Annotated in this window: 12 protein-coding genes; 6 read left to right on the plus strand and 6 right to left on the minus strand. The window is 72.4% G+C overall.

All coding sequences use genetic code 11. From position 1 onward, the window contains the following. Nucleotides 1-5 precede the first annotated feature (5 nt). The 3 genes from DFH01_RS07875 (at nucleotide 6) to DFH01_RS07885 (ending at nucleotide 2,151) form a co-directional block, all read left to right on the plus strand. Nucleotides 6-986 carry a homoserine kinase gene (locus DFH01_RS07875; protein ID WP_109869764.1) on the plus strand — a complete coding sequence of 327 codons (981 nt, stop codon included), beginning with the start codon at nucleotides 6-8 and terminating at the stop codon, nucleotides 984-986. Between the two features lie 32 nt (nucleotides 987-1,018). Then, nucleotides 1,019-1,462 (plus strand): ribonuclease HI, encoded by a 444-nt coding sequence (gene rnhA / locus DFH01_RS07880; protein WP_109869765.1) that lies wholly within the window; start codon nucleotides 1,019-1,021, stop codon nucleotides 1,460-1,462. 137 nt (nucleotides 1,463-1,599) lie between these two features. Next, a complete protein-coding gene (locus DFH01_RS07885; protein WP_109869766.1) occupies nucleotides 1,600-2,151 on the plus strand; it encodes a cysteine dioxygenase family protein in 552 nt (183 codons plus the stop codon). Here the strand turns inward: DFH01_RS07885 and DFH01_RS07890 are convergent. The 4 genes from DFH01_RS07890 to DFH01_RS07905 form a co-directional block, all read right to left on the minus strand. Further along, nucleotides 2,088-3,812 carry an MBL fold metallo-hydrolase gene (locus tag DFH01_RS07890; protein WP_109869767.1) on the minus strand — a complete coding sequence of 575 codons (1,725 nt, stop codon included), beginning with the start codon at nucleotides 3,810-3,812 and terminating at the stop codon, nucleotides 2,088-2,090. The two genes, DFH01_RS07885 and DFH01_RS07890, sit on opposite strands and share 64 nt — an antisense overlap. Nucleotides 3,813-3,919: 107 nt before the next feature. Continuing rightward, nucleotides 3,920-4,459, minus strand: coding sequence for a molybdenum cofactor biosynthesis protein B (moaB, locus tag DFH01_RS07895; protein WP_109869768.1), 540 nt, complete (start codon nucleotides 4,457-4,459; stop codon nucleotides 3,920-3,922). 70 nt (nucleotides 4,460-4,529) lie between these two features. After that, nucleotides 4,530-6,098: a lytic transglycosylase domain-containing protein gene (locus DFH01_RS07900; RefSeq protein WP_233256006.1), complete on the minus strand. Its 1,569-nt coding sequence runs from the start codon at nucleotides 6,096-6,098 to the stop codon at nucleotides 4,530-4,532. Between the two features lie 381 nt (nucleotides 6,099-6,479). Further along, nucleotides 6,480-7,268, minus strand: a complete 789-nt coding sequence (locus tag DFH01_RS07905; RefSeq protein ID WP_109869770.1) for a uracil-DNA glycosylase — start codon at nucleotides 7,266-7,268, stop codon at nucleotides 6,480-6,482. An 88-nt stretch (nucleotides 7,269-7,356) separates the two neighbouring features. Here DFH01_RS07905 and DFH01_RS07910 point away from each other — a divergent pair, with 88 nt between their 5' ends. Together DFH01_RS07910 and ku are read left to right on the plus strand one after the other, a co-directional pair. Continuing rightward, entirely contained in the window at nucleotides 7,357-9,003 is a 1,647-nt protein-coding gene (locus tag DFH01_RS07910; protein WP_109869771.1) for an electron transfer flavoprotein-ubiquinone oxidoreductase, read from the plus strand. Between the two features lie 331 nt (nucleotides 9,004-9,334). Continuing rightward, complete coding sequence (gene ku / locus DFH01_RS07915) at nucleotides 9,335-10,225, plus strand: non-homologous end joining protein Ku (RefSeq protein WP_109869772.1); 891 nt, start codon at nucleotides 9,335-9,337, stop codon at nucleotides 10,223-10,225. A 2-nt stretch (nucleotides 10,226-10,227) separates the two neighbouring features. Here the strand turns inward: ku and ligD are convergent, their stop codons facing one another. Then, entirely contained in the window at nucleotides 10,228-12,657 is a 2,430-nt protein-coding gene (gene ligD / locus DFH01_RS07920) for a DNA ligase D (protein ID WP_158287652.1), read from the minus strand. A gap of 238 nt (nucleotides 12,658-12,895) precedes the next feature. Then, nucleotides 12,896-14,161 carry an FAD-dependent monooxygenase gene (locus tag DFH01_RS07925; RefSeq protein WP_109869774.1) on the minus strand — a complete coding sequence of 422 codons (1,266 nt, stop codon included), beginning with the start codon at nucleotides 14,159-14,161 and terminating at the stop codon, nucleotides 12,896-12,898. Nucleotides 14,162-14,359: 198 nt separating this feature from the next. On the opposite strand from DFH01_RS07925, the gene DFH01_RS07930 reads away from it, so the two are divergent. After that, complete coding sequence (locus DFH01_RS07930; RefSeq protein ID WP_109869775.1) at nucleotides 14,360-14,698, plus strand: P-II family nitrogen regulator; 339 nt, start codon at nucleotides 14,360-14,362, stop codon at nucleotides 14,696-14,698.

The raw sequence follows: 14,698 nt of genomic DNA on the forward strand, positions 1-14,698 counted from the left end.
GCGTCATGGCGGTCTACACCGAGGTCTCGGACGAGGCGCTGCGCGCCTTCCTGGCCGAATACGAGCTGGGCGATTTGCTGGCGTTCCGCGGCATCGCCGAGGGCGTGGAGAATTCCAACTACGCGCTGCGCACCGCGAAGGGCGATTTCATCCTCACGCTCTACGAGAAGCGCGTGGACCCGAAGGAACTGCCCTATTTCCTCGGGCTGATGGACTACCTCGCCTTCCGCGGCGTGCCCTGCCCGACGCCGGTGGAAGGCCGCGACGGCGAGACGCTGCGCAGCCTCTGCGGCCGCCCGGCGGCGATCTGCACCTTCCTCGAGGGCGTCTGGCCGCGGCGCGTGCGGCCGGAACACCTGGCCCCGCTGGGCGCCGCGCTGGCGAAGCTGCACGCGGCCGGCGCCGGCTTCCCGGAATTCCGCCCGAACGCGCTGGGCCCGAAGGGCTGGGCGCCATTGCTGGATGGCTGCCGCGCCGGCGGCGACGAGGTCGCACCGGGCCTGATCGCGGAGCTCGACATGCATCTGGCCGCGATCCTCGCCGCCTGGCCGCCGGCCAGCGCGCTGCCGGACGGGCAGATCCATGCCGACCTGTTCCCCGACAACGTGTTCTTCCTGCCCGACGCCGCGGGGAGGCCGCAGGTCTCGGGGCTGATCGACTTCTATTTCGCCTGCACCGACCTGCTGGCCTACGACGTTGCGGTATGCCTGAACGCCTGGTGCTTCGAGCCGGACGGGTCGTTCAACGTGACAAAGGCGCGGGCGCTGATCGGCGCCTACACCGCCGTCCGCCCGCTCTGGCCGGCGGAGCGCGCGGCACTGCCGGTGCTGTGCCGCGGTGCCGCGATCCGCTTCCTGCTGACGCGCCTTTATGACTGGACGCACACGCCGCCCGGCGCGCTGGTGACGCGCAAGGACCCGCTGGAATACCTGCGCAAGCTGCGCTTCTTCGCCCGCGCGACCGGACCGGGTGACCTCGGTGCGTAGTTCCTCGTGCCCTCGAACGGCCGGTGGGGCGCATGACTGATCCTGCCGTCGAGATCTGGACCGATGGCGGTTGCCGGCCCAACCCCGGGCCGGGCGGCTGGGCGGCCATCCTGCGCTATGGCGCGACGGAGAAGGAGCTTTCGGGCGCCGATCCCGCCACCACCAACAACCGCATGGAGCTGACGGCCGCGATCAGCGCGCTGGAGGCGCTGAAGCGTCCCTGCAAGGTGGTGCTGCACACCGACAGCGAATACGTGCGCAACGGCATGGAGCGCTGGGTGAAGGGCTGGGTGCGCAACAACTGGCGCAACAGCGCGCGCGACCCGGTGGCGAATTACGAGCTGTGGCAGCGCCTGCTGGCGGCCGCCGCGCCGCATGACGTGGACTGGCGCTGGGTGCGCGGCCATGCCGGCGATCCGATGAACGAACGCGCCGACGCGCTGGCCACCGCCGCGCGGCAATCGCTCGCGCCCTGACCCCCCGTGCCGCGGCGCCGCCCGTGGCCGCGCGCAACAAGAGCACCTCCCGGTGTGGTCACGAAGAGGATGCTGTGCTCCGCTGCCCCGCTCCGCGTAGGATGTCCTGCCGGAACCCTGCGTGAGGGAGGCAGGCCATGCTCGATCTCGACCGCTTCGTCGCCGATTGCCGCGAGGCGCTTGCCGCGGATGCCGGCGGACACCGCCATGTGCGGGAGGTGGTCTCCCGCGCCGTCGCCGATCCCGACGGGGTGATGGCGGCCATCGGCACGCCGCAACGCGCCGGGCTCAACGTGGTGTATCGCGCGCCGGACCTGACCGTGCTGAACCTGGTCTGGGGCCCGAACATGGTGCTGATGCCGCATGACCATCGGATGTGGGCGGTGATCGGCATCTATACGGGGCGCGAGGACAATATCTTCTGGCGCCGGCTGGAGGGCGGGCGCGTCGAGGCCGCGGGCGCGAAGGCGCTCGGCGTGCGGGACTGCACCGTGCTCGGCAAGGACATCGTGCATTCCGTGGTGAATCCGATCCCCCGCCTGACCGGCGCGCTGCACGTCTATGGCGGCGACTTCTTCGGCGTCGAGCGCAGCGAGTGGGACCCGGAGACGCTGAACGAGCGCCCCTATGACGGGCAGAAGGTCGTGCGCCTGTTCGAGGAGTCCAACGCCGCGCTGGCGGGCCGGTAGCCGCAGCCTTCCGCCGCCAGCGGCAGGCGGAGGGTGAAGGCGCCCTCCGCGAAGCCGATCGCGTCCGCGCCGGCGCCGAGCAGCCGGGCGAGCAGCGCGCGGCGACGCGGCGGCAAGTCTCCCGGCTGCATCGGCGGCGTGCCGCAGAGCCGCAGCACCACGCCGCCGGCCTCCGCCGCGGCGGTGAGGCGAAGCGCGCGATGGCCGCCGCGCGCCGCCGTCTCCAGCAGCGTCACCAGCGCGTCGGCCAGGCGCTCCGGCGCCACGCGCACCGCGGGCAGGCCGGCCGGGATCTCCGCCGCGACGTCGCGCGGGGTTCCCTCCGCGCCGATCCGGCCGATCAGGTGGCGTGCGAAGGCGTGCGGGTCGTCGGCCGCGGCCAGCAGCGCCTCGGGATCGAAGTCGGCGGCGGCGGCGATCTCGCTCAGGATCGCGCCGACCAGCGCCGCCGGGTCGGCCGGCTCGGCCGGCGCCTGCAGGTCCAGCCCGCGCACCATGCCGAGGAAGAGCTGCAGCAGCGCGTCCGCCCGCCGCGCCAGGGTGGGCCGCACCGCGCCGAGCTCGCGCCCGCCGCGCAGCAGCCGCTCCGGCCGCGGCAGGGCTGCGGCGGCCTTCAGCACCAGGGCGAGGTCCGGGTCCTGCCCGTCGCGGAAGCGCAGCCGCGCCGTCTCCAGGTCGGCCAGCGTCCGGTCCAGCGCCTCCTCGTCCACCGCGCGGGCGAGCAGCGAAGCCGCCTCCTGGTCCTCCAGCAGGTCCAGCCGATGGCGCACCGCCTCGATCCGGGCGGCGATCGCGGCGAAGAGGATGCCGCTCTCCTCCAGCATGTCCAGTGCGAAGCCCCGCAGCGCGGCGAGGCGGGCATCGTCGAGGTCGGCGATGTCGCCGAGCTCCGCCGCGGCGCGCCGGGCGCGCAGCAGCGCCTCCCGCATCGTCGCCGGGTCGGTCACCGCGCCGTGGCCGACGCCGCAGAGCGCGATGCCGCCGCCCTCGATCAGCCGCGCCACGGCATCCAGGCTGTGCACCAGATCGGGCTGGTTCCACCCGGCGAGCCCGGCCAGGCCCGGCGTCGCGCCGGCCGGCAGGTCGGCCAGCAGCAGCAGCCCGCCCACGCGCAGGCAGAGGCTGCAGGGGCTGTGCCCCGGCGTGTGCAGCAGTTCGAGCGCCGCGCCGCCGGCGAGCGGGATGGTGGTGCGCGGCAGGGCCAGCCCCTCATCCAGCTCCAGCCGGTCCAGCCGCGCGGCGAAGGGCAGCGTCGCCGTGCCGAACAGATGCGCGTCGAAGCGCTGGCGGGGCAGGGTCGCGCCCGGATAGGCATAGGCGAGGGTCAGCCGCGTGTCGCCGCGCTCGACCGCCGCCGCGCCCACCGCGGCCATGCAGCGATGCACCGTGACGCCGGGCGGCAGCGGCAGCGCATCGAGCCCGGCGATGTGGTCGTAGTGGCAATGGGTCAGCACCAGCAGGATGCGCCGCCGCGTCCCCAGCCCCTCGGCGATCATCGCGCCGAGCCGCGCCACCTGTGCCGGGTCGCTGCCGACATCCACCACGACCAGCTCCTCGGGGCTGCGCAGCAGATAGGCATTGGCGTTGACGACGTTCGGCCGGTTCAGCAGCGCCGTCCACTCGACCCCGGCGGCGCCCGGGACCGCCTGCCACGCTGACACCCGACGACTCTCCTCTGTCCCCGGTGCGGCGCGCGGGGGCGCGTGCGGAGGCGACCGTTACGGCTGCGGGTTAGCACCGCGCCCGGCCGCCCACCAAGCCCAGGCGGTCAGGCGGCCTTCAGGTGCTCCTGCAGGCGGGGCATCAGCTCGACCAGGTTGCAGGGGCGGTGGCGGCTGTCGAGCTGGAACAGCAGGATGTCGTCCCAGGCGTCCTTGCAGGCGCCGGTGCTGCCCGGCAGCGCGAACAGGTAGGTCCCGCCCGCCACGCCCCCGATCGCGCGGGACTGGATCGTGGAGGTGCCGATCTTGGCGTAGCTGAGCATGCGGAACAGCTCGCCGAAGCCGGTGATCTCCTTCTCCAGCACGCGGGCGAAGGCCTCGGGCGTCACGTCGCGGCCGGTGATGCCGGTGCCGCCGGTGGTGATCACGCAATCCACCTCGGGGTCGGCGATCCAGCGGCGCAGGATGCCCTCGATGATCGGCGCCTCGTCGCGGCAGATCTCGCGCGCGGCGAGCCGGTGGCCGGCGGCCACGATGCGCTCCGCCAGCGTGTCGCCGCTGCGGTCGGTTGCGAGGTCGCGGGTGTCCGACACGGTCAGCACCGCGATGTTCACCGGCAGGAAGGTGCGGCTTTCGTCGATCGGCATGGCGGAACTCCCTGCCGGGAAGATAGGCGCCCCGCGCACCGCGCCAAAGAGGTGCGCGGCGCGCGGCGGCTCAGTTGCTCCGCCGCAGCATCGCCGCCACCTCGGCGCCGTCGGAGAAGCGCGGGAACTCGCCCGCGGCCAGCGCATCCAGGCTCGGCGCCGGCAGGCCGAGGCGGGCGGCGTAGATCCAGGAATAGGCCAGCACGCGCTGCACGAAGCTGCGCGTCTCCGTCACCGGGATGCTCTCGATGAACAGGAAGGGGTCCGTGCGGTGGCGCACCGCCGGCAGCCAGCGCGCGAGGTTTCCAGGCCCGTTGTTGTAGGCCGCCAGCACGCGGATCAGGTCGCCCTCCACCTGGTCGTGCCGGGCGAGATAGGCGACGTAGCGCTGCCCGACCTCGAGCGAGAAGGCCGGGTCGTGCAGCCGCCGGATGCCGGCGCCGCGCAGCGAGGCATCGCCCGTCACGTAGCTGGCGGTGGCGGGCATGATCTGCATCAGCCCGCGCGCCCCGGCCGGGGAGACCGCATTCGCGTTGAAGTTCGATTCCTGCCGCGCCAGCGCATAGACCAGCGCCGGATCCATGCGGAAGCCGTTGAGCGGACGCAGCTGCGGCAGCGGGAAGCGCGCGAAGTCACGCGGACGCCCGTCCGCGCTCTGCTGCAGCGCGGCGAGCTGCGCGGCGAGGTCGGTCATGTTCGCCTGCGAGGCGATGACCAGCATCGCCCGCATCACGCCCGCATTGCCCTGCACGCGCGGCCAGAGGGCGCGCATCTCGGCCTCCGCCCGGTCGGCCTGGCCGACCTGCAGCAGCGCCAGCGCGCGCCAGCCCGCCGCGCTTTCCGCGATGGCCGCGGCCTCGCTTTCGCCGGCCAGCTCGCGCTCCCAGGCGAAGCCCATCGGCAGGCCGAGGGAGCGGCGTGCCACCAGGCCGTAGAAGGTGCGCGGCTCCTGCGCCGCCTGCATCATCCAGGGCACGTAGGATTGCGGCCGGCGGGCGCGAACGGCCGCGCGGGCCGTCCAGAACGCCGCGGCCGAGCGCACGGCGGGGGAAGCCGCCTCGGCCCGGGCCGCGGCCTCGAAATAGGGCAGGGCGAGCTCGGGGCGGTCCATGCCCCAGGCCGCCAGGCCTGCGACGAGGGCGGGGAAGCCGGTGCCGCCCGCGTTGCGGGCCGCCGCGCTGGCGACCTGGAAGGCCTCCTCGTCGCTGCCTGCCTGGAACAGGATCTGCGCCACATCGGCGCGCAGCAGGGCGGCATAGGCCGTGCTGGCGCGGGACCGATCGATCGCCGACAGCGCGGCCGAGACCTGGCCGTTGCGGGCCCGGTCGCGCACGGTGCGGTCGAGCGCCGGGTTCCGCGACACCTGCCGGGCCGGCGGGTCGTTCTCCTCCGGCACCACCTCGCCATCTTCCGGCAGCGCGTTGGTGACGGGGGCTGGTGGCAGTTCCGTGCCGCGCGGCGCGCGGCGGACCAGCAGCGCATGGACCGCCGGCGCATCGGGGTGGTCGGCATAGTCGGACAGCCAGGCCAGCAGGTCCGGGACCTGCGCGGCATGGCCGCGCGCCCAGCGGTCGGCCATCACATGGCCGAGCAGGCGACGGTCATCCAGCCGCTCGGCCTCGCGCGCGGCCTGCGCCATCTCGCCCCGCGCCTGCAGGTCGAAGATACGCCGAAGCCGCGCCGCATCCGACGGCGCTAGGGGTTGCGGTAACCCGGCGACCCCACCCTGCAGAGCAGGACGGGGTACGCTCATGGCGGTCTGGTCGGCCCGTTGCCCGAACGCAGGAACCTGAGCCCCCGCGATCATCGTTGCCCCCACGAGGAGCAGCAGCGTCAGACGACGGGTGCTGCGAACCGGGCGGGGGCACCGGGCCATGGGGCAGATCGCTCGCATGGCCCCTTCCCCCTACAGGCCGATCTTAAGGGGTGTAAACCCCTTGACGGCGGCCGAATCTCATCTCGTGAGACGTCCCTTAACAAATCAGGGTGTTCGACCGCGTTCTTGATGAAGATTTCTGCCTCACGCCGGCGTGATCGTGCCGTCCAGTGTGCAGCGGAGCAGCAGCAGGTCGGCCCAGGCGTCCTTCTTCGCCGCCGGGCTGCGCAGCAGATAGGCCGGGTGCAGCGTGGCGAGCGCCGGCAGCCGGCCGAGCCCCTCCACCTCCAGCCCGTGCCACCGGCCGCGCAGCCTTGTGATGCCGTCCTTCGCCCGCAGCAGCGTCTTGGCCGAGACGCCGCCCAGCAGCACCAGGTGCCGCGGCCGGACCAGCGCGATGTGGCGCAGCAGGAAGGGCAGGAACAGCGTGATCTCGGCGTCCGTGGGCGTGCGGTTCCCCGGCGGTCGCCAGGGCAGGATGTTCGTCAGGTAGAAGTCGCGCTGCCGGCTGAGGCCGATGCTGGCCACCATCCGGTCGAGCAGCTGGCCGGAGACGCCGACGAAGGGCTTGCCCAGCCGGTCCTCGTCCGCGCCCGGCGCCTCGCCGATCATCATCAGCCCGGCCTCGGGATTGCCGTCGGAGAAGACGAGGTTGGTGGCGGTGTCGCGCAGCGTGCTCTCGGTGGCGGCGATGGCGGCCTTCAGCGCTTCCAGGCTGTCGGCCTCCGCGGCCAGCCGCGCCGCCGCGCCGGGCGCGGGCACCAGCGCGAGCGCCGGGGCCGCCACCGCCGGCCGCGCGGGCGCCGCCGGCCGCGCCGGTGCCTGCGACGCCGCCGCCGCGGCGAAGCGGTCCACGGGCAGGTCCTCGAGCGCGTCGTCCGCGCCCCATTCCACCTGCAGCCTGAGCGCGGCGAGCAGCGCCTCTCTCTCCATGGCGCCGATATCGGCGCGGCGCGGGGTTCCGCGCAATGGCCCCCAGGGCTAAATGCCGGGCAGCCCCAGGAACGCCGGAGGAACAGGCATGTCGGAGACCGAAGCGCGCGAGAGCATGGAATTCGACGTGCTGGTCGTCGGCGGCGGCCCGGCCGGCCTCGCCTGCGCGATCCGCCTCAAGCAGCAGAACCCCGACGCCGCCGTCTGCCTGGTGGAGAAGGGCAGCGAGGTCGGCGCGCATATCCTCTCGGGCGCCGTGCTGGAGCCGCGCGCGCTGGACGAGCTGATCCCCGACTGGCGCGATGATCCGCCCGCGCTGGCCACCCCGGTCACCGAGGACCGCTTCATGCTGCTGACGGCGACAAGCGGCTTCAAGCTGCCGACGCCGCCGCAGATGCACAACGAGGGCAACTACATCGTCTCCCTCGGCAATGTGTGCCGCTGGCTGGCCGCGAAGGCCGAGGCGCTCGGCGTCGAGATCTATCCGGGCTTCGCCGCCTCCGAGACCCTCATCGAGGACGGGCAGGTGAAGGGCATCGTCGCCGGCGTGATGGGCATCACCAGGGAGGGCGAGAAGGGCCCGAACTACCAGCCGGGCATGGAGCTGCGCGCCACCTACACGGTCTTCGCGGAGGGCTGCCGCGGCTCGCTCACCAAGCGCCTGTTCGACACCTTCGATCTCCGTGCCGGCGTGGCGCCGCAGACCTATGCGCTCGGCATGAAGGAGCTGTGGGAGATCCCGAAGGAGAAGCACAAGCCGGGCCTGGTGTGGCATTCCACCGGCTGGCCGCTGCCGTCCGACACCTATGGCGGCTCCTGGCTCTACATGCTGGGCGAGAATCTTGTGTCCATCGGCTTCGTGGTGGGCCTCGACTACCCGAACCCCTGGCTGTCGCCCTTCGAGGAGTTCCAGCGCTTCAAGCACCACCCCGCGGTGAAGGGCTTCCTGGAGGGCGGCAAGCGCGTGGCCTATGGCGCGCGCGCGCTGAACGAGGGCGGCATCCAGGCCGTGCCGAAGCTGGTCTTCCCCGGCGGCATGATCGTGGGCGACGCGGCGGGCTTCCTGAACGTGCCGAAGATCAAGGGCACGCACACCGCAATGAAGTCCGGCATGGTCGCCGCCGATGCCATGGCCGCGGCGCTGGCGGAGGAGGACCGGCCCGCGGTGCTGGAGAGCTACCCCGCCGCGCTGAAGGCCAGCTGGGTGTGGGAGGAGCTGCAGGGCGTCCGCAACATCCGTCCCGGCTTCGCGAAATACGGCTTCTGGGGCGGCATGGTGAACGCCGCGCTCGACACCTACGTGTTCCGCGGCAAGGCGCCCTGGACCTGGACGCATCACCAGGACCACGAGACGCTGCGAAAGGCGTCGGAGGCGACGCGCATCGACTATCCGAAGCCCGACGGTGTGCTGAGCTTCGACCGCCTCTCCTCGGTGTATCTGTCGAACACCAACCACGAGGAGGACCAGCCCGCGCATCTGGTGCTGAAGGATCCGTCGCGCTGGGGGCCGGTGAACTGGCAGCAATTCGCCTCGCCCGAAAGCCGCTACTGCCCGGCCGCCGTGTACGAGGCGGTGGGCGAAGCGGCCGGCAACGGCGAGGGCGAGATGAAGCTCGTGATCAACGCGCAGAACTGCGTCCATTGCAAAACCTGCGACATCAAGGACCCCAGCCAGAACATCGACTGGCGGACGCCCGAAGGAGGCGGCGGGCCGAACTACATCGGCGGGATGTAGGGCCTCCGCCGGGCGCCACCGCGGCGGCATGCCTGTGGATGGATCGCCGGCGCAGCGATGGCGGTTTTCCGCGACGCGCCGGCGCTTCTCAACAAACGATCCCCAGCTTTCCACCATGACAGGCAGCCAGGCGTGGCGCTGTGGGTTGGAAGACTGCGCCGCCACGGCTGGTCTTCAGCTTTGCCTTGAGGATCGGCGCGCAGACTCCTGGTCAGGGCGGAAATGCTTGGAACGCGCTGCCGTCGCGGCCGCACGTTTCGACGGCGGAGCAGAACCCGCGGCCGCGATGGCCTGTTACGGCCTTGTCGCAGCCCCGCGAAAGAGGTCCGTCATGCCTGCGCGTCCGGTCTGGGAGGGCCATCTCCGCCTCTCGCTCGTCACCTGCGGCGTCGCCCTGCACAAGGCGGTCGGCGAGAGCGGCGGCGACGTGCGCTTCCACCTGCTCAATCCCGAAACCCATAACCGCGTCCGGCAATGCTGGCGCGACGCCGGCACCGGCGACGAGGTGTCGCGCCGCGAGCTTGTACGCGGCTTCGAGGTCGCGAAGGACGAATACGTCGTCGTCACCGACGAGGACATCCAGGAGCTCAAGCTCGAAAGCACGAAGGTCGTGGATATCGAGCGCTTCGTGGATTGCGACGACATCGACCGGCTCTACTGGGACCAGCCGTACTATATGGTGCCGAGCGGCCGCACCGCCGCCGAGCCCTTCGCGGTGATCCGCGAGGCGATGCGCGGCGAGAAGCGCGTGGCGATCGGGCGCATCGTGATGGCGAACCGCGAGCGCGTGGTGGCGATCGAGGTGCGCGGCCCCGGCCTGCTGCTCTCCACGCTCCGCTCGCAGGAGGAGGTGCGCAGCGACGCCGTGCTGTTCGAGGACATCCCCGAGGCGAAGCTGCAGCCGCAGATGATCGACATCGCGAAGAGCATCATCGCCCAGCAGGCCGGCCCCTTCGCGCCCGAGGATTTCACCGACCGCTACCAGGAGGCGCTGGCGGAGCTCGTGCAGCGCAAGACGGGAGGCAGCAAGCCCACGCGCAAGCGCGAGGCGCCGGAGGAGAGCAACGTCATCGACCTGATGGAGGCGCTGAAGCGCAGCCTGAAGGGCGGTGGAAAGGGCGCGGAGAAGCAGGCGGAGAAGCCCGCGGCGAAGAAGGCACCGGCGAAGCAGACGGGGAAGAAGGCGCCCGCGCCGGCGGCGAAGACGCGGCGCTCGGCGTAGCGCTATCCCTCCGGCAACTCCCGCGCGGCCTTGTCGTAGCCCTTCCACGGATCCGCGCGCTTCAACCGCTCCGGCGCGGTCCTGATCGTGAAGGCCGTCGGATCGAGCCCGTCCTTCACCTCGCTCCAGGCCAGCGGCACCGACACCGTCGCGCCCGGACGCGCGCGCGGCGACCAGGCCGAGACCGCCGTGCCCTGCCGCTCGTTCCGCAGGTAGTCGAGGAACAGCCTGCCCTTGCGCGCGCGCTTTGCGAGCGTGGTGGTGTAGCGCTCCGGTTCCGCCGTCGCGAGGCGTTCGCAGAACGCGCGCGCAAATGCCTTCACCACGGGCCAGTCATGCCGCGGCAGGATGGGCGCCACGACATGCAGCCCCTTGCCGCCCGTCGTCTTGCAGAAGGCCTTGAGCCCCGCCTTCTCCAGCGCCTTGCGCACCGTCTGCGCCGCCTCGATCACGCGCGCGAAATCGAGCCCCTCATCCGGGTCGAGATCGAAGACCAGCCGGTCCGCATGTTCCGGATCGGCGGCGCGCGAGCCCCAGACATGGATCTCCACCACCCCCGACTGCGCCAGCGCGACAAGCCCCGCCGCGTCCTCCACGCAGAGATGCGGCTTCGCCTCGCCTTCGATCGCCACCTGGCGAATCAGCGCGGAGGTGCCGGCGCCCGCATGGCGCTGCCAGAACCGCCCGCCCGCGACGCCGTCCGGCGCGCGCAGCAGCGTCAGCGGCCGCCCTCCGCCATAGGCGAGCAGCGCGGGCGCGACGGCCTCGAAATAGGCGGCGAGGTCGCGCTTGGTGATGCCGTCTTCCGGCCAGAGCAGCTTGTCGGGGTTCGACAGCGGCACGCCCGCGACCTGCGATGCACCGGCCGCGCGCGTCGTCTTCTCGGGTGCCTCCACCTGCTCCGCCGGTTTGTCCTCGCGCAGCGCCCGAAAACTGCCCTGGCGCAGCATCCCGTCGCCGGTGAAGCCGGCATAGCCGATCTCGGCCACGAGCTTCGGCTCCACGAAGGTCGCGTCCTTGCCGCCCGCGCCGCCTTCGAAGGGCGAGGTCTTCCGCCGAAGCGGCTTCAGCGCGCGCATCAGCTGCTCGGCCTTCGCGCCCGAGATGCCGGACCCGACGCGGCCGAGATAGACCAGCGACTTGCCGCGCCAGGCGCCCATCAGCAGCGTCAGAGAGCCCTTCGCGCCCGTCGCGTGGCCGCCGATGACGAATTCGTCGGTGCCGCGGCACTTGGTCTTCACCCAGCCCTCCCCACGGCCGGCGCGGTAGGGCGCGTCGCGCCGCTTGCTGACGATCCCCTCCAGCCCCAGCCGGCAGGCCGACATCAGCACGGCATCGCCCGGCGCGTCGAAATCCTCGACATAGGCCAGCGCCTGCGGCGCCTTCGCCAGCAGCGTCCGAAGGCGCTGCTTGCGCTCCGCCAGGGGCTGTTCGCGCCGGTCCGCGCCGCCCTCATGCAGCAGGTCGAAGGCATGATAGCGCAGCGCGCCGGTGCGCTTCGCCTCCAGCGCGGCGACCAGCGCCGGGAAGTCCGGGCGGTTCTCGTCGTCCAGCGCGACGATCTCGCCATCAAGCGTGCAGTCGGCCAGGCGTGAGAGCGCGGCGGCGGTCTCCGGGAAGCGGTGCGTCCAGTCGAGGCCGTTGCGCGTCAGCAGCTTCGCCGCGCCGTCGCGGATGCGCGCCTGGATCCGATAGCCGTCGAGCTTCGGCTCATGCACCCAGCCCGATCCGGCGGGCGGGCGCTCGGCCAGCGTGGCGAGCTGCGGCGGCAGGAAGGACGGGTCCGCGTTGCGCGAGGGCGCATCCGGCGTCGCGCGCTTCGCCCAGCGGGAACGCTTCGGCGCCTCGGCGGGGGCGGGCTTCGGCTTTTCCGGCATGGCGCGGCCGCTGGCGACGGAGGATGCGTTGTCGCGCACCAGCGCATCGCCGCCGCCCGGCCGCGCGTGCTCGTCCTTCTCCTTGATGAGCAGCCAGTTCACGCGCTTCTCGCCGGCGCGCGGCGTCATGCGGATCAGCGCCCAGCCGCCGGTCATGCGCTGCGCGGTGACATTGAACTTCAGATGGCCCGCGGCGAGCGCGGCGGCGGGGTCGGCCTCGCCCATCGGCTCCCAGCTGCCGCGGTCCCAAAGGATCACCTCGCCCGCGCCATAGCCTTCCGGGATGGTGCCTTCGAAGCCGCCATAGTCGAGCGGATGGTCCTCCACCTCCACGGCCAGGCGCCGCTCGGCGGGATCGAGGCTCGGGCCGCGCGTGACGGCCCAGGATTTCAGCACGCCGTCGAGCTCGAGCCGCAGGTCCCAGTGCAGCCGCCGCGCGGCGTGCATCTGCACGACGAAGGCGCGCTGGCGCTTCCGTCGCCGCCCGACGCGCCCGGCGGGTTCCGGCGAACGGCTGAGGTCGCGCTTCACGCGATAGGTGTCGAGACGCGGCATGGCTGCGTAACGCCCCAGGCGGCCCGATGACCGCAGGGCCTTCAGCCCGGAGGTCTGAATCGGTCCGGCAAACATACCCCGCGGCCCGATGACCGCAGGGGCTTCAGCCCCGGAGGTCTGAATCGGTCCGCCAAAAATACTCTACGGCCCGATGACCGCAGGGGCTTCAGCCCCGGAGGTCTGAATCGGTCCGCCAGACATGTCCGGCGACTGTCCAGATCACCGCGGGCGCCGCCGACTACAGCAGGCGCTGTCCGCCGAGCAGCCCCGCCTGGCCCTTCGTGATCCCCATGGCGCGCTGCGCGAAAGCCTTCTTCAGCGGCGGGATGCGGTCCACCGCGGCGATGCCGAGGCGCCGCGCCAGTCGCACCGGGCCGAAGTCGTTGCCGAACAGCTTCTCCAGCGCATGCGTCGCGCCCAGCATCAGCATCGCATCCGGCCGCGCGCGCGCCTGGTAGCGCGCCAGCACCGCCGCGCCGCCGGGATCCTCGCCGGCATGGACGGCGGCGATCACCTCCTCCGCCAGCGCGGCGACGTCGCGGAAGCCGAGGTTCAGCCCCTGCCCGGCGATCGGGTGGATGCCGTGCGCCGCGTCGCCCACGAGCGCGAGCCGCGCATCGGTGAAGCGCTGCGCCCAGAGCGCCGAGAGCGGATAGGACCAGCGCCGCCCGATCGGGCGGATGGCGCCGAGATGATCGCCGAGGCGCCGCGCCAACTCCCGCCCGAAGGCGGCGTCGTCCATCGCAAGGAACCGCCGCGCGAGCGCCGTCCGCTCGCTCCAGACGAAGGCCGAGGCATGCGGCATCGTCGCGCTGCCGAAGCCGCCCGGGCCCGCGAGCGGCAGTTGCGCGAAGGGTCCGTTGGGCAGGAACATCTCGAGCGCGGTGCCCTGGTGCGGGCGCTCATGCGCGAAGGCGCCGACCATGCCGACCTGCCCGTAGTCCCAGTGCGTGACGGGGATGCCGGCCTGCGCGCGCAGCGGGCTCTCGCGCCCTTCCGCGCCGACCACCAGCCGGGCGCGGATCAGCGGGCCGCCCGCGACGGCGATCTCCACGCCCGCGGCATCGCGCCGCACGCGCGCCTCGGCCGGGGCGAAGGCGGACAGGTTGGGCAGGGAGGGCAGCCGCGCGTTCAGCGCCACGCGCAGCGCGCGCGCCTCCACCATCCAGCCGAAGGGCTCGCCCTGGCCGACCTCGGCTGCGTCGAAGCCGAGACCGAGGCGCGAGGGCGGCGAGCCGGGCACGCCGTCGCGCACCAGGATGCGGCGGATCGGCTGCGGCGCCATCGGCAGGTTGTCCCAGATGCCGGCGGCATCGAGCAGGCGGCGGCTGGTCAGCGCGATCGCATAGGCGCGGCCGTCGAATTCCGGCAGTTCCATCGGCGGCAGGGGCGCGCGGTCCACCACGGCGGCCGGGATGCCCGCGGCGGCGAGGGTGGCGGCCAGGGTGGCGCCCACCGGCCCGGCGCCGATGACGCAGGCGGTGACGTCGAGCGTGTCGGTCATGGCGCGAAGGTCGCGATGTTGCGGAGATTCGGCAAGGGCTAGGCAATTGCCCATGTTTTAGGCAGTTGCCGCGGACTGGATTGCCGCGCCGTCACGCCGCCACCCCATCCGAAGGCGTCGGAGCCCGTCCCCGGCGTCTGGCACGCCGCTTGGATTGCCGCCTGCGGACTCCGCCTGGGCAAAGGGGATAGCGGCGCGATGAAGCTGGTGATGGCGATCATCAAGCCCTTCAAGCTGGACGAGGTGCGCGATGCGCTCACCCCGCTCGGCGTGCAGGGGCTGACGGTGACCGAGGTGAAGGGGTTCGGCCGGCAGAAGGGCCAGACCGAGATCTACCGCGGTGCCGAATACCATGTGAGCTTCCTGCCGAAGCTCAAGATCGAGGTCGCCGTGGCGGCCGAGCTGGTGGACGCGGTGGTCGAGGCGATCGCCGGCGCCGCGCGCACCGGCAAGATCGGCGACGGCAAGATCTTCGTGCTCGACCTGGATCGCGCGCTCCGCATCCGCACGGGCGAAACCGACAACTCGGCGCTCTAG

Source organism: Falsiroseomonas bella (assembly GCF_003173615.1).
In the GTDB taxonomy this organism is placed as follows: domain Bacteria; phylum Pseudomonadota; class Alphaproteobacteria; order Acetobacterales; family Acetobacteraceae; genus Falsiroseomonas; species Falsiroseomonas bella.

Coding starts and splice junctions, on each gene's coding strand:
- DFH01_RS07925 (WP_109869774.1), bottom strand. CDS start 14,161: ATGACCGACACGCTCGACGTCACCGCCTGCGTCATCGGCGCCGGGCCG.
- DFH01_RS07875 (WP_109869764.1), top strand. CDS start 6: ATGGCGGTCTACACCGAGGTCTCGGACGAGGCGCTGCGCGCCTTCCTG.
- ligD (WP_158287652.1), bottom strand. CDS start 12,657: ATGCCGCGTCTCGACACCTATCGCGTGAAGCGCGACCTCAGCCGTTCG.
- DFH01_RS07900 (WP_233256006.1), bottom strand. CDS start 6,098: ATGGCGCAGGCCGCGCGCGAGGCCGAGCGGCTGGATGACCGTCGCCTG.
- DFH01_RS07930 (WP_109869775.1), top strand. CDS start 14,360: ATGAAGCTGGTGATGGCGATCATCAAGCCCTTCAAGCTGGACGAGGTG.
- DFH01_RS07910 (WP_109869771.1), top strand. CDS start 7,357: ATGTCGGAGACCGAAGCGCGCGAGAGCATGGAATTCGACGTGCTGGTC.
- rnhA (WP_109869765.1), top strand. CDS start 1,019: ATGACTGATCCTGCCGTCGAGATCTGGACCGATGGCGGTTGCCGGCCC.
- moaB (WP_109869768.1), bottom strand. CDS start 4,459: ATGCCGATCGACGAAAGCCGCACCTTCCTGCCGGTGAACATCGCGGTG.
- ku (WP_109869772.1), top strand. CDS start 9,335: ATGCCTGCGCGTCCGGTCTGGGAGGGCCATCTCCGCCTCTCGCTCGTC.
- DFH01_RS07905 (WP_109869770.1), bottom strand. CDS start 7,268: ATGGAGAGAGAGGCGCTGCTCGCCGCGCTCAGGCTGCAGGTGGAATGG.
- DFH01_RS07885 (WP_109869766.1), top strand. CDS start 1,600: ATGCTCGATCTCGACCGCTTCGTCGCCGATTGCCGCGAGGCGCTTGCC.